Origin of the sequence: Actinomyces naeslundii, assembly GCF_001956585.1 — a bacterium.
GTDB classification, from domain to species: domain Bacteria; phylum Actinomycetota; class Actinomycetes; order Actinomycetales; family Actinomycetaceae; genus Actinomyces; species Actinomyces naeslundii.
Window position 1 is genome coordinate 1 of record NZ_MSRR01000005.1, and the last position, 13,277, is coordinate 13,277.

Consider the following 13,277-nt stretch of genomic DNA (forward strand, 5'->3'; position numbering starts at 1 on the left):
CCTGACGGCCTGGACCGCTGCCGGCGGGGAACGCTCCAAGATCGGGCTGCCCGTCGGTTATGAGGTCCGCCAAGCTGATGGAACCGTGACCCAGGCCTTCGAGAAGGGACAGATATCCGTATCGCCCACGGGTACGGCGACGATCCGCTGATATCGGATCGAGGTGTGTGGCGAGGCGGTCAGGGGTGCATGAGACACTGGCCGCCTCGCCGTTTCTTCATCAACCGCCTTCGTCGACCAGCCTGCCGGGAAGGGCCGCCACATGAACCGAGGAATCGTCTACTTCCACTTCGATTCTCATCATCAGGTCCGTGACTACGTCGTCCATGCCCTGGCCTCCTTGCGCCCCCATGCGGAGCACATCCTGGTGGTCTCCAACTCTCCCGTCGATGATGCCGGCCGGGCTCGGCTGGAGGCCTCCTGCGACGAGATCCTTGAGCGCCCCAACGCGGGGCTCGACGTCGGCGCCTACCGGGCCGGGCTGGAGCACCTCGGCTGGGACCGGCTCGCCGACTTCGACGAGCTCATCCTGACCAACCACACCTACTACGCGCCGCTACGCCCCTGGGAGGAGGTCCTCACCCGGACCGGAAGCCGGCGCGACATCTCGTTCTGGGGCATGACCGAGCACGGCGTCATGCGCCCCCACCCCTTCCTCGCCAAGCGTGAGCTGCCCCGTCACATCCAGTCCCACTGGATCGCGGTGCGCCGCCGGCTCCTGGCGGACCCGGCCTTCCGGGAGTACTGGGAGCAGATGCCGCCGGTCTCCTCCTACCGCGACTCCATCCAGTGGCACGAGTCGCGCTTCACCGACCACTTCACCGGAATCGGCCACACCTACGAGGTCGCCTTCCCCGTGGACCGCTACCACTCGGACAACCCGGCCATCGAGGAGGCCCCGGCGCTGCTGGCCGATGGCTGCCCCCTGCTCAAGCGCCGGGCGTTCTTCCATGACCCCCTTCACCAGGACCGGCAGGCCGTCGTCGGCGGGGACCTGCTGGAGGCCGCTGCGCAGGCGGGCTACAGCGAGGACCTCATTCTGTCCGACGTCGTCCATACCGCGGCCGCCCGTGACCTCATCGTCAACGCAGGGCTCACCGAGGTCGTGACCGAGTCCGCCCCCGGTACGAGCTCGCCCGCGCAGCAGCCCTCGGGCTGCGTCGTCGTGCACGTCCCGGCAGCGGGGGAGGGGATCGAACGCGCCGAGGCGGATGGTCTTGCTCAGCGTCTGGCGTGCCTGCCGGCGCACTGGCGGGTGGTGGTCACCTCTCCCGAACCGCTGGATGCCGACGACCTGGAGCGCGTCACCGGTCGCCGTCCAGCGGATGAGGACGGGGCGGCGGGGGACACGGCTGTCGCCTTCCGCGCGGTGCGTGACCTCGATCCGCGCGGAACCATCGCCTTCCTCACCGAGTGCGACGACCTGTGGGATCCCGGGCGTCCCGTCGGCTCCAGTGGCGAAGGCATCGGCGATGACAGCGATGACAGCGATGACAGTGATGGCGGCGGTGACGGCGATGACGGTGTGGACCTCGTCCTGAGGATCACGGCGGGGCCCCTGAACGGTCCCGAGCAGGGGGCCGACGACGTCGCCCGCCGCCAGGTCCTCGACTGCCTGCTGGACTCGCCGGGACACGTGGCCGGTCTCATCGACCTCTTCGAGTCTCACCCCAGCCTCGGGGTGGCCATGCCCGCCGCCTGCCACATCGGCCAGCCGCACGGCGGGCCCCAGTGGGACGGCCTGGCCGGCGCGGCCGAGGCCCTGTCCCGGCGGCTCGGTCTGACGGCGGCCCTGGACCCGACCGCCCCGGCGATGCCGGTCGGTGCCATGTTCCTGGCTCGCCCCGAGGCGCTGCGCACGCTGAGCGAGGGCGCCAAGGAGCTGGTGCGGCTGACCGAGCAGGCAGCCGCCGACCCCGAGGAGTCGGTGCGGCGTCTGCGGCGTGCCCGCGCCGCCGAGGTGCTCGAGCTGCTGACCGTCTACGCGGCCATGTCCAGTGGCTTCCACCCCCGCGAGGTGCTCACACCCACCTGGGCGGGCCGGCTCTACGGCTCACTGGCCTACAAGCAGCGAGCCCTCACCGCGGACCTGCCGGCCTACGCCGACGAGCAGGTCAGGTTCCTGCAGGCCCGGTTCGGGCCCCGGGCCGGCCTGGGGCCGCGGGTGCGCTCCTACGTCGATGTCCATCACCCCGAGATGGCGGGCGCCCTCAAACCCGCATACCGTTACGTCACAGGTGGAACGAAGGGCATCACCGATGGCGTCAAGGGAGCGGCTAGATCCCTCGGCGGGCGCCTGCGCCCCCGGCGATCCGCCCGGCCCGCCTCCGACGCGTGAGAGCGCCCCCGTTCTTCCACGCCCCCTCCGCCTCATCGCGAGACCCCCACCTGTTAGGATCCCGGTCTATGGCACAGACAGTTCTCGTCACTGGAGCCGGCGGCTACATCGGCCGCCACGTCGTCACCGCACTGCTGGAGCGGGGCCTGACTGTCAAGGCCCTCGACCTGCGGCTCGACGACGTCGACGAGCGGGCTGAGAAGGTCCACCTGGAGCTCTTCTCCGGGGACACGGACATCTACGATCAGATGGGGCGCCCCGACGTCGTCCTGCACATGGCCTGGCGCGACGGTTTCAAGCACGCCTCCCACGCCCACCTGGACGACCTGGCCAAGCACTTCCACCTGATCGAGAACCTCTACGCCGGTGGCCTGCCCCAGCTCGCCGTCATGGGCACCATGCATGAGGTCGGCTACTGGGAGGGCGCCATTGATGAGAACTCGCCCTGCAGTCCCGCCTCGCTGTACGGCATCGCCAAGAACGCCCTGCGAGAGGCCACCTTCCTGTCCGCCCAGGCCCATGGCGCCATCGCTCAGTGGATCCGCGCCTACTACATCGTCGGAGACGACAAGTTCGGCAACTCGATCTTCTCCAAGCTCCTGACCGCCGCCGAGGAGGGGCGCACCACTTTCCCCTTCACCACCGGCAAGAACCGTTACGACTTCATCTCCGTGGACGGCCTGGGCGAGCAGATCGCCGCAATCGTGGACCAGACCGAGGTTGATGGCATCATCAACGCCTGCACCGGCGAGCCCATGACCCTGGCCGAGCGCGTCGAGGCCTACATCCGGGACAACGACCTGGGCATCACCCTGGAGTACGGGGCATTTCCGGATCGGCCCTACGACTCGCCCGGCGTATGGGGCGATCCGACGAAGATCCGCCGTATCCTCGCTTCGAGCGCCAGCTGACGCGTTCGGGTAAACCAGTATCATCCAGCTCTTTCATCTGCCGCAGTGAGCGGCTCGGAACCACTGTCTAGAAGGGACACCATGGCAAAGCTTGGCGAGGACCCGAAGCGACTCGGGATCTTCTTCTTCTTCGACGCCCAGGGCGTCGTGGACTCCTATGTGGAGACTCTGCTCGCCGATATGGTGAAGAACCTCTCCGAGCTGACCGTCGTCGTCAACGGCGAGCTGACCGCCAAGAGCTACGCCAAGCTGAGCGCCTTCACGGACAACATCATCCTGCGGGAGAACAAGGGACTGGACGTCTGGGCCTACAAGACGGCCATGGAGAGTCACGGCTGGGAGAGGCTCTCCGAGTTCGATGAGGTCGTGCTGTTCAACGCCACCATCATGGGACCGGTGTACCCCTTCAAGGAGATGTTCACCGAGATGGCCCGTCGGAACATCGACTTCTGGGGCATCACCTGGTTCCACGAGGTCCCCTTCGACCCCTTCGGCTATGCCGAAGAGGGTTATCTTCCCCGCCACCTCCAGTCCCACTTCCACGCCTACCGCCGCTCCCTGGTCACCTCCAAGGCCTTTCAGGACTACTGGGACGAGATGCCCGAGATCAACGGCTACGAGCAGTCGGTGGGCATGCACGAGGTTCCCTTCACCCAGCGCTTCGAGAGCCTCGGTTTCACCTCCGACGTCTACGTCAACACCGAGGACATGGAGGGCTTCAACTTCAGCCCCATTCTCTTCGCCCCGGTCGAGGTCATCCGGGACAAGCGCTGCCCGATCTTCAAGCGTCGCTCCTTCTTCCGCCCCTACGACGACGTCCTGCGCCAGTCCGTGGGCCAGCCCAGCGCCGAGCTCTACGCCTACCTGCGCGACCACACGGACTTCGATGTGAACCTCATCTGGGACAACGCCCTGCGCTCCATGAACATGGCGGACCTGGTGAAGAACCTCCAGCTCACCTACGTCCTGCCCACGCAGACTGTCACCCGCGAGCCCAAGCAGCAGAAGGTCGCCCTCATCGCGCACCTGTACTACATGGATCTGGTCGAGCCGACGCTGGAGTACATCCGTAACATGCCCGAGGGCATCGACATCTTCCTGAGCACCTCGAGCCCGGAGAAGGTGGAGCAGGTCAAGGTCGCCTGCCAGGGGCTTCCCTACAACATCGAGGTGCGCCTCGTGGAGAACCGGGGACGCGACGTCGGCCCCTTCCTCGTGGGGTGGAAGGACGTCGTCCAGAACTACGACGTCGTGTGCTACACCCATGACAAGAAGGTCACCCAGCTCTCCCCGTACTCGGTGGGCGACGGCTTCGCCTACAAGTGCTTCGAGAACCTGCTGCCGACGCGCGACTTCGTCAAGAACGTCATTGCCACCTTCGACGCCGAGCCGCGCCTGGGCTTCCTGACTCCCACACCGCCGAACCACGCCGACTACTTCCCGGTCTACACCTTGGGGTGGGGCCCGAACTTCGACCGTACCGAGGCGCTCCTGCACGAGCTGGGGATCAATGTCCCCCTCGACCCGGACAAGGAGCCCGTCGCACCGCTGGGCTCCATGTTCTGGTTCCGTCCCAAGGCCCTCAAGCCGCTGTTCGACCACGACTGGCAGTGGGAGGAGTTCCCGCCCGAGCCCTGCGACATCGACGGCACCATCATGCATGCCATCGAGCGCGCTCACGGCTACGTGGCCCAGGGAGCCGGTTACTACTGCGGCTGGCTCTTCTCCGACTCCTTCGCCCGCATTGAGCTGACGAACCTGTCCTTCTACGTGCGTGACCTCACCTCCGCCATCGCTGACCGCTGGGGCAGGGCCACGGAGACGCAGATGGTGCAGATGATCCAGGCCCCGCCGACGACTCGGCAATGGCTCAAGGGGCGGCTGAATCGGTGGGTTCCGTCGGCCTTCCAACCGGCTCTCAAGGGGCCGGCCAGGCGCGTCTACCATAAGCTGCGAGGAGCCTAGTATCCGGGTGGTGCTGCGATGCCGGACATGACAACGAAACCGGCACAACATGCAAGGACAAGGACCAGGATCTTCTACCTGGACCTCATCAGAGCCGTGGCCGCTCTGCTTATCGTCCTCACCCACTTCAATGCCCACCTCCGCGAGCACGGCGGCGGGTACATCCTGACCTTCGAGCCCTTCGGCATCTACGTGGGGGCCCTGGGCGTCTCCCTGTTCCTCATCATCTCCGGGGCGGCTCTGACCTTCACCTACCGACGGCCGATCGACCTCAAACGCTTCTACTGGAAGCGCTTCCGCAGCATCTACCCGATGTTCTGGACCGCCTGGGTCCTGGGAACGCTCGCCTTCTTCCTCGCCACTAACGGCAGACTGCCCAACGCAGCCCCAGCGAAGTCCTTCATCCTCACGGTGCTGGGTATTGATGGGCTCGCCCAGGCCTTCTACTTCCACACGATGTATCTGCTGGGCGAGTGGTTCCTCGGTTTCATCCTCCTGTACTACCTCGTCTTCCCGGTGCTGCTGTGGGCCATTGACCGCTTCCCGGTCGTCACCGGAGTCGTGCTCCTCGTGGTCTACGTCGCCACCATCGTCATCATGTCGCGCTACTTCCCGGGCTACCCCTCCGCCGCGGTGCTGACCACGCGACTTCCCGAGCTGGCCTTCGGCAGCTACGTCGTGCTGTACATCCGCCGGACCCACTGGGCCACGGTGCTTCCGGCGGCAGCGGTTCTGGCCGCCTCAGCCATGTTCCCCGGGAGGATCCCCGAGGACGTGGGCACCACGATCGTGGGGATCTCGGTCTTCCTCATCCTTGTGATGGCCGGTCGCTACGTGGCGATCCAACCGGTGCGGGCACTTGTCAGCCTCATCGCCACCTACTCCTACCCGATCTTCCTCGTCCACCACGTGGTGATCGAACAGGTCCTTAAGAAGATCGACGTCGCCGGCTTCTCCCGCCTTCAGTGCTACATGCTGCTGGCCGCCGAGTGCGTCATCATCTTCGCCTTGTCGGTGGCGCTGGTGAAGGTCACCGATGCCGTCATCAACTTCTTCACCAAGGCGTTCAAAGGCATGAGCTGGCGGCCCGAGGTCTCCGAGGCTGAACGCTGACCCGCACCGGAGACGTGCCCAGGCGGTCGGCCACGGCTCGCGGTAGTGGCCTACGACCCCTGGGCGTGTCGAAGGCAACGGCATCTGCTGGCACTATTGGCTCCGGCAGCGCTGAGAATAGTGGTGGGGTCGTGGTGTGCCCCGTCAGCGCTCCATCGGCCCGACTCGACAACCCAAGGGAGACTCTCGTGACCCGTACCTGCCTTGTGACAGGTGGTGCCGGATTCATCGGCTGCGCGATCTCGCGTGACCTGGCGGACGCCTTCGACCGCGTCGTGGCCCTGGACAACATGCACCCGCAGATCCACCCGTCCCAAGCGCGCCCCGCTGAGCTCGATGAGCGCGTGGAGCTGCACCGCCTGGACGTGTCCGTCGCCGAGGACTGGGACCTCCTCCTGGCTGAGGTCACCCCGGACGTCATTGTTCACCTGGCGGCGGAGACCGGGACCGGCCAGTCCCTCACCGAGGCCTCCCGCCACGCGAGCGTCAACGTCGTCGGCACCACCCAGATGCTCGACGCCCTCGTACGCCACGAGATCCGCCCCGACAAGATCGTCCTGGTCTCCTCTCGGGCCGTCTACGGCGAGGGGCAGTGGATTGACGCCGAGGGACGGACCGCCTACCCCGGCCAGCGCACCCACGCGATGCTCGAGGCCGGGCAGTGGGACTTCACCGGCCTGACCCCCTCGGTCCAGTCCTCCACCGCCGTCAAGGCGTCCCCGGCCAATGTCTATGCCGCCACCAAGTTCTGTCAGGAGAACCTCGTGACCTCCTGGTGCGGATCCTTCGGTGTCACCCCGGTGCTCTTCCGCCTTCAGAACGTCTACGGACCCGGTCAGTCCCTCATCAACCCCTATACCGGCATCGTCTCGCTCTTCGCCCGCCTGGCCAGGTCCGGTCAGTCCATCCCGGTCTACGAAGACGGTCGGATCGTGCGGGACTTCGTCTTCATCGACGACGTCGCCTCCGCCATCGTGGCCGGGGTCCTGCGCTCGCCTGCAGCGGTCCTGCCCTACGACATCGGCCTGGGGGAGCGGACCACCATTATGCAGATCGCTCAGGCCATCGCCGAGCACTACGGGGCACCTGCCCCGCACGTGACCGGCCAGTTCCGCGACGGTGACGTGCGTGCCGCCTGGGCGGACATCGCGCGTGCCCGTCAGGTGCTGGACTGGGAACCGCGAGTCGGCGTCACCGAGGGCATCAACCGGCTGTGCGACTGGATCGATGCTCAGACAGAGACTTCTTCCAGCTCGTCCACCGCCACTGCGACGGAGGTGTGAATCCATGCGGCTCTCTCAGCTGCTTCGCTCGGAAGAGGCCCGCCAGACGCTGGACCTGACCCTGCGTCTGACCCAGCGCTCGGTCTCCTCCGAGTTCAAGGGAACGACGCTGGGCCGCCTGTGGTCCTTCATCAACCCCCTGGCCACGATCGCCATCTTCGCCCTCATCTTCGGCGTCGTCTTCCGCGGAGGCGTGGAGCCGGGCCGTAACTCCGGGATCGATTCCTTCGCGCTGTGGATCGGTATCGGGGTGCTCAGCTGGACCTTCTTCTCCAGCGGCATCATGACCTCCATGAACGCCCTCGTATCCAACTCGGGACTGCTCACGAAGGTCTACTTCCCCCGCCAGGTCCTCATCTACTCCGCGGTGCTGTCCCTGGCCGTGGACTTCGCCTTCGAGCTGCTGGTCCTCGTCATCATCGCCATGATCATGGGGGGCCCCGGGGTCCTCCTCATGATTCCGGTGCTGGTCGTCGTTACCCTGTTGGCGGGCATGTTCGCCGTCGGGCTGGGGCTCATCCTGTCCATCGGCACCGTCTACTTCCGGGACCTGGGCCATCTGTGGCAGATCTTCAACCAGATCTGGATGTACGCCTCCGGCGTCGTCTTCCCCTTGACCATGCTCAACAGTGTTCAGAACCGTCTGTTCGACGCCGGCTGGCAGATCAACGGAGCTCCGATCCCCATCGCGACGATCGCCCGGCTCAACCCCGCCGAGACCTACCTCGAGGCCTTCCGATCCTGCCTGTACGACTTCGCCCTGCCGTCACTGCCCGTCTCCCTGGCCTGCCTGGGGTGGGCGGTCGTCATGCTCACGCTGGGGCTGACCTTCTTCCGCCGGCACTCGGCGAGCATCGTTGAGGAGCTCTGACACCTGAAGATGACTGCATCACAAGGAACCTCCGCATCGCCCGCCGTGCGCATCGAGGACGTCTCCAAGCGCTTCAGGATCTACCACCACCGCAACCAGTCCCTCAAGGGCGCCATCCTGCAGCGCAGCCGCGGCGTCTACGAGGACTTCTGGGCGCTGAAGGACATCACCTTCGACATCCCCGAGGGCAAGACCTTCGGGCTCATGGGGCACAACGGATCGGGCAAGTCCACCCTGCTCAAGTGCATCGCCAAGATCCTGGCCCCCAACTCCGGCTCCATCACCGCCCGCGGGCGCATGGCCGCCATGCTGGAGGTCGGCTCGGGCTTCCACCCCGAGCTCTCCGGACGGGAGAACATCTTCCTCAACGGCGCCATCCTGGGGATGAGCCGCAAGGAGATCGAGGCCAAGTTCGATGACATCGTCGACTTCTCCGGGGTCGGTGAGTTCATCGACCAGCCGGTGAAGAACTACTCCTCGGGCATGTACGTGCGTCTGGGCTTCTCCGTGTCCATCCACGTCGAGCCGGAGATCCTTCTGGTCGACGAGGTCCTGGCCGTGGGTGACATGGAGTTCCAGGAGCGCTGCATGGACAAGTTCGCCGAGTTCCGCGAGGACGGCCGCACCGTCGTCGTCGTCTCCCACGGCCTTGCCCAGATGCGCACCTTCTGCGACGAGGTCGCCTGGCTCGACCACGGCCGGCTCAAGGAGGTCGGAGCGGCGCCCGAGGTCATTGACAAGTACTCCGATATCACCCACGGAGCCAAGAAGGTCAAGGACGGACAAGGCACCCGCTTCGGCAGCGGGGAGGCCCAGATCACGCGGATCGAGCTGCTCGACCGTACGGGCAGGCCGGTGGGCTCCATGCGCACCGGGGACGAGGCCACCATCCGTCTGCACTACCGCTGCGAGGAGACGATCGAGAAGCCCGTCTTCGGCTGCTCCATCGACACCCGTGAGGGTACTTTCGCCTGGGGTCTGCACGGCCTCGACGACGGCTTCCAGCCCGAGACGATCGAGCCGGGAGAGGGGACCGTGGACGTCTCCATCCCCGCGATGATGCTGCGTCCGGGCGCCTACCTCATCTCCGGATCCATCCAGCCCTGGCAGCTCTCCAGTGTCATCGACGCCTACCAGAAGGCGACGTCCTTCGACATCGTCCCCGGACCGCGCATGGAGTCCGGGGGCCTGGTGGCCCTGGGCGCTCACTACGAACGGATCTCCCCGCCGCGCCCCATGGTCACGGTCGCCAAGAAGGACTGAGAGCACTGGCGGGGCTGTCGCTCAGCGCCGCCGGATCCTCTTGACGTGCTGTGCCACGGTGCGGAAGAAGGGCTTGACCGTGGCCTCCAGGTGGCCGATCTTCGCCTTGGTGTCGTGGAGCTGGAGCAGGACCTGCCGGATCGAGATGTGCAGGTCGTACATGGCCTCATGAAGCTTCGCGATCTGGGCGTCCTGCTGCTTCAGCTTCTGCTCGAGCCGGTGGTAGTACTCCGCAGAGACCAGCATGAGGCCCAGACCGCCCGGCTCGGTCGGGCCGTCCTTCGGGGAGGGTCCTGTGTCGCTCTCCAGGGACAGGCGCGTGTAGCGGTCCCGAATGGCAAGGTTGTCGATGCGGTGACGGACGTCGTCGACGACGACGGAGTTGCCCATCGTCTCGTCGGTGGAGTCACGGTGGTGCCAGTACGCCAGCGGTTCGCCGGTGATGAAGCCCACCGGTGAGGTCGCCAGCAGGCGGAGGTTGAAGTCCCAGTCGGCCTGGGTCAGCAGGTTGCCGTCCCAGTGACCGATGCGGTCGGCCACCTCGCGGCGGATGAGCTGGGAGATCGGCGGGACGTAGTTGGCCACCATCGTGTCGATGAGGGTCCAGCTCTCCTTGCCCGGTGCCAGCGCCTCTCGCTTGAGCTCGGTCAGGGCCTCTTCGGTGACGGTCTCGAAAATCAGGTCACAACTCGTCGCCACGGCACCGTGGCCGGGGTTCTCATCGAGGTGAGCCACGCATGCCGCCAGGAAACCGGGCTCCCAGGAGTCGTCGTCATCATGGATGGCGAAGAACTCGCAGGAGGATACGGCCAGGCCGTCCTCCAGAGCGGCCTCGCGGCCATGGGAGGTCTCGTTGGTGACCACCTGGGTACGTTCCCGCAACCACTCGGGTGCGCTCGCCAGGGCCTGGTCCACCGCTTCGCTCTCGCCGGCGTCATTGACGATGACGAGCTCGAGGTCCTGGAAGGTCTGCGCTCCAACCGACTGGACCGCTCTGGTGAGCATCAGGGGACGATTCCGAGTTCGGGTCACCACGGTGACTCGTGGGGCTCGTGCGGCTTGTTCAGCCATCTTCGGGGGTCCTCCTTGATCCGATGAGGGGCACGCGGCGTGCGTGGCGACTACTGCCGAGGGGATCGGGACGTTCCGACAACGTCCCAGTTATGTAACTGTAGCCGTTGGGTGCGGCCGGCGTAGCCGGTTGCCGCAATCAGCGGATTCTCGACGGGCGTCTCGCGTGCTCCCTCGTACGCCGACGCAGCTCGCGTGGCAGACGGGCGACCGCCTGGGCGAGTCCTGTCATCACCGGGCCGCGCCGCGGGCCTCGCAGTCCGCGCACCACCGTGCGGGCCAGCGCCTGTATCACGACCGGGACCGGGCTGTGGGCGGCGGCCACCAGGATCCGGTTGCGAGCGTTGACTCGGATGAACATCGCTGAGCTGGTGCCTGAGGAGGAGGCGTGCTCGTGGAGTACCACCGCCTCGCGCACGTAGACGACCGCCCACCCGCGCTCGCGCAGGCGCCAGGAGAGGTCCGTGTCCTCGTAGTACATGAACAGGTCCTCGCGGAAGCCGCCCAGGGCCTGCCACGCCTCGCGTCGGATGGCGCAGGCACCCCCGCACAGGCCGAAGACCTGACTGGGGGAGTGCTCCTGCCCGGCAGGCACCAGCCAGTCGCGGTCGTAGCCGTTGCCGGAGGCGTCCACGAGGTTGCCCGTGGAGTTGACCAGGACCTCGCCCTCGCCGCGGGCGGCGGCCTCGTCACTGACGCGCGTCCATCTGCCGGTACGCGGTGAGACGAGCGCGTCCTGGTCGGGGCCCGCCGGCTTCCAGCGGCCGGTCAGCAGGATCCGCGCCGTTGCCGCGGCCGGTGCCGAGATCGACGTCGACCCCGGCGTTGTCGGAGACGATTCCGGCTGATCGGGTGTCGGTGCAGCCGGTGGATCGCTCAGGGGAGCCAGGATCGCCTCGAGGAAGCCGGGCTCGGCCACCGCGTCGTTGTTGAGCAGGACCAGGACGTCCTCAACCATGTTCTGGGCCCCGAGGTTGACTCCGGCGCCGAAGCCCAGGTTCTCGCTCGACTCGACCACCGTCAGGCCCGCCCGGCTCAGGCGCTCGGCCGAGCCGTCACCGGATGCGTTGTCGACGATGACGAGCGTGTCGCCGCCCCTCAGCTGCTCGGTGACTGAGCGGGCCGCCCGGATCGTCAGATCGGCTCGGCGCCAGTTGACGATGACGACGCGTGCCGAGGGGCGCCTGACGGGCTGCGTCACACCGCACCCCCGATGAGGGCGTGGTAGACCTCCGTGTGCGCCGCGGCGCAGGCGTCCCAGGTGAAGGTCCGGGCGCGCTCGCGGCCGGCCTCGGCCAGCTCGTCGTGGGCCGGTCCGATGGCCTCGGCGAGCCGGCCGGCGATCTCCCGCGGTGAGGCGGGGTCGGCCAGTAGGCCGGCCTCCCCGCACACTTCGGCCATGCAGGTCCCGGCGCTGGTGACGACGGGGGCCCCGTAAGCCATGGCCTCCAGGACCGGCAGACCGAATCCCTCCCAGATGGAGGGGAAGCAGAAGGCGCGGGCGCCGCAGTAGGCGGCTGCCAGCTCGTCGTCATCGAGCCTGCCGGTGACGTGGACCCGATCACCCAGGCGGGCCAGGAGATTGCGCTCGACGGCGTCGTCGCCCCACCCGGCCGGACCGACGAGGACCAGGTCGAGGCCGTCGGCGTCGTCGTGCTCCTCGATGAGAAGGGCGAAGGCCCGCAGCAGTCCCAGCAGGTTCTTGCGGGGCTCGCGCGTGCCCGTCCACAGGACGTAGTCGCGCGTGAGGCCCCGGGCGGTGCGGAAGCTCTTGATCTGCTCCTCGGTGACTGGGCGGGTGCGTACCCCGTGCGGGATGACGTAGAGGCGGGCGGCGTCGATTCCCGCCGCGATGCAGTCATCGGCGGTCGCCTGGGAGGGGACGATGATGGCACTCGCCTCGGCGATGACACGCTCCAGGGAACGGCTGAAGTAGGCGTTGCCGCGCGGGGTGAAGTGCTCGGGTGTGCGCAGGAAGGCCAGGTCGTGCACGGTGACGGCCAGGGGCAGTGAGGTGGGGGGCAGGGCCCAGGTGGTGGCGTGGATGAGCTGGGCGCCGGGCAGGATGGACTCGGCCCGCGGCAGTCCCAGGCGGTTCCAGGACTCGTACAGGGCGGCGCGCGGCAGGTGGGACGAGCGCATCGGCATGGGCGGCAGGCCCATCTCCCGGGGCGATGGTGCCGCCTGGTGGCGGGCGGTGATTCCGGCCACGGGTACCTGCCGGGCGCGCAGGGCCCGGGACAGCTCGACGATGTAGGTCCCCGAACCTCCTGGGACGGGCTGCCACAGCTGCTCAACCACCATGCTCACCCGTGGGCCGCGGGGACGAACAGGGCGGCGGGAGCCGTTGACATCGGACGTAGCGGTGCGGGAGTCGGAGGAGGGGGAGGGGACCGGGGAGTGCGCCGGGCGGGAATGATCTGCGCTCATGGGCTCAGAGTACGGGGTGGCCGCGCGCGGCG

General features: G+C 67.2%; 10 protein-coding genes. 7 read left to right on the forward strand and 3 right to left on the reverse strand.

Translation table 11 applies throughout. The features are described from left to right. The first annotated feature begins 262 nt into the window (after positions 1–262). The 7 genes from BKH33_RS02840 (at position 263) to BKH33_RS02870 (ending at position 9,744) form a co-directional block, all read left to right on the forward strand. The gene (locus tag BKH33_RS02840; protein WP_076142516.1) at positions 263–2,338 is read left to right on the forward strand and encodes a rhamnan synthesis F family protein; all 2,076 of its coding nucleotides are present in this window, start codon (positions 263–265) and stop codon (positions 2,336–2,338) included. Between the two features lie 68 nt (positions 2,339–2,406). After that, positions 2,407–3,249 carry an NAD-dependent epimerase/dehydratase family protein gene (locus BKH33_RS02845; RefSeq protein WP_003781652.1) on the forward strand — a complete coding sequence of 281 codons (843 nt, stop codon included), beginning with the start codon at positions 2,407–2,409 and terminating at the stop codon, positions 3,247–3,249. An 81-nt stretch (positions 3,250–3,330) separates the two neighbouring features. Continuing rightward, a complete protein-coding gene (locus tag BKH33_RS02850; RefSeq protein WP_003781657.1) occupies positions 3,331–5,214 on the forward strand; it encodes a rhamnan synthesis F family protein in 1,884 nt (627 codons plus the stop codon). Positions 5,215–5,232: 18 nt separating this feature from the next. Beyond that, positions 5,233–6,327, forward strand: a complete 1,095-nt coding sequence (locus tag BKH33_RS02855) for an acyltransferase family protein (protein WP_003781640.1) — start codon at positions 5,233–5,235, stop codon at positions 6,325–6,327. Positions 6,328–6,515: 188 nt separating this feature from the next. Then, a complete protein-coding gene (locus tag BKH33_RS02860; protein WP_003781659.1) occupies positions 6,516–7,610 on the forward strand; it encodes an NAD-dependent epimerase/dehydratase family protein in 1,095 nt (364 codons plus the stop codon). A 4-nt stretch (positions 7,611–7,614) separates the two neighbouring features. After that, positions 7,615–8,481 carry an ABC transporter permease gene (locus BKH33_RS02865; RefSeq protein ID WP_003781637.1) on the forward strand — a complete coding sequence of 289 codons (867 nt, stop codon included), beginning with the start codon at positions 7,615–7,617 and terminating at the stop codon, positions 8,479–8,481. A 9-nt stretch (positions 8,482–8,490) separates the two neighbouring features. Then, entirely contained in the window at positions 8,491–9,744 is a 1,254-nt protein-coding gene (locus BKH33_RS02870; protein ID WP_003781663.1) for an ABC transporter ATP-binding protein, read from the forward strand. Positions 9,745–9,765: 21 nt separating this feature from the next. Here BKH33_RS02870 and BKH33_RS02875 read toward each other — a convergent pair whose 3' ends face one another. From BKH33_RS02875 to BKH33_RS02885, 3 genes are all read right to left on the reverse strand, one after another. After that, a complete protein-coding gene (locus tag BKH33_RS02875; RefSeq protein WP_076072765.1) occupies positions 9,766–10,815 on the reverse strand; it encodes a glycosyltransferase family 2 protein in 1,050 nt (349 codons plus the stop codon). A gap of 139 nt (positions 10,816–10,954) precedes the next feature. Beyond that, the gene (locus BKH33_RS02880) at positions 10,955–12,016 is read right to left on the reverse strand and encodes a glycosyltransferase family 2 protein (RefSeq protein WP_003779774.1); all 1,062 of its coding nucleotides are present in this window, start codon (positions 12,014–12,016) and stop codon (positions 10,955–10,957) included. Further along, the gene (locus tag BKH33_RS02885; RefSeq protein ID WP_043538538.1) at positions 12,013–13,125 is read right to left on the reverse strand and encodes a glycosyltransferase family 4 protein; all 1,113 of its coding nucleotides are present in this window, start codon (positions 13,123–13,125) and stop codon (positions 12,013–12,015) included. The genes BKH33_RS02880 and BKH33_RS02885 overlap by 4 nt, the downstream gene beginning before the upstream one ends. Between the last annotated feature and the right edge of the window lie 152 nt (positions 13,126–13,277).

Coding starts and splice junctions, on each gene's coding strand:
- BKH33_RS02840 (WP_076142516.1), top strand. CDS start 263: ATGAACCGAGGAATCGTCTACTTCCACTTCGATTCTCATCATCAGGTC.
- BKH33_RS02845 (WP_003781652.1), top strand. CDS start 2,407: ATGGCACAGACAGTTCTCGTCACTGGAGCCGGCGGCTACATCGGCCGC.
- BKH33_RS02850 (WP_003781657.1), top strand. CDS start 3,331: ATGGCAAAGCTTGGCGAGGACCCGAAGCGACTCGGGATCTTCTTCTTC.
- BKH33_RS02855 (WP_003781640.1), top strand. CDS start 5,233: ATGCCGGACATGACAACGAAACCGGCACAACATGCAAGGACAAGGACC.
- BKH33_RS02865 (WP_003781637.1), top strand. CDS start 7,615: ATGCGGCTCTCTCAGCTGCTTCGCTCGGAAGAGGCCCGCCAGACGCTG.
- BKH33_RS02870 (WP_003781663.1), top strand. CDS start 8,491: ATGACTGCATCACAAGGAACCTCCGCATCGCCCGCCGTGCGCATCGAG.
- BKH33_RS02875 (WP_076072765.1), bottom strand. CDS start 10,815: ATGGCTGAACAAGCCGCACGAGCCCCACGAGTCACCGTGGTGACCCGA.